General features: G+C 71.0%; 1 protein-coding gene. It reads right to left on the bottom strand.

Annotation, left to right across the window (positions count from 1 at the left end; translation table 11 throughout):
* The coding region (locus KIP79_RS46255; RefSeq protein WP_214111437.1) for an amidohydrolase family protein at positions 1-535 on the bottom strand (535 nt) is incomplete at both ends.

The following is a 535-nucleotide window of genomic DNA, read 5'->3' as shown; positions in this document are numbered from 1 at the left end:
CCACCGCGATCCTGCCCTTGCGCGGGTACAGGCCGAGCGCTCTGGCGGCGCGTTCCGCCGAGACCTGAACGAACAGGCAGGGGTCGAGCCCGCGTACGGCAACGGCCTGGTTCCACAGCACCGGCGTGCGGGCTTCGATTCCGGGCGCTCCTGCCGGGATCCTGCGGTGGTCGTGCTCCCACGCCCGCTTCAGCGAGGTGTCGTACGCGCAGTGGTCGGAGCCGACGGAGACGACCGTGCCGTCGCCCACCCCGGACCAGAGATCGAGCTGGTCGTCGGCGGTGCGGATCGGCGGCGAGATGACGAAGCGCCACGCGTCCGCACCGTGGAACACGCTCTCGTCGTGGGCGAGGTAGTGCGTGCAGGTCTCGGCGTGGATGACGGTCCCGGCCCCGCGGGCGGAGCGTACGGCGTCGAGGGCGTCGGAACCGGACACGTGGAAGATGTAGACGGGCGTGTTCAGCCGCCGGGCGTACATCGACACCATCTGGATGGTCTCGGCCTCGGCGAGCCCGGGACGGCTGTGCGGGTAGTC

The organism is Acrocarpospora catenulata, from assembly GCF_018476525.1.
GTDB classification, from domain to species: domain Bacteria; phylum Actinomycetota; class Actinomycetes; order Streptosporangiales; family Streptosporangiaceae; genus Acrocarpospora; species Acrocarpospora catenulata.
This window is presented reverse-complemented; position numbering and strand designations above follow the sequence as displayed.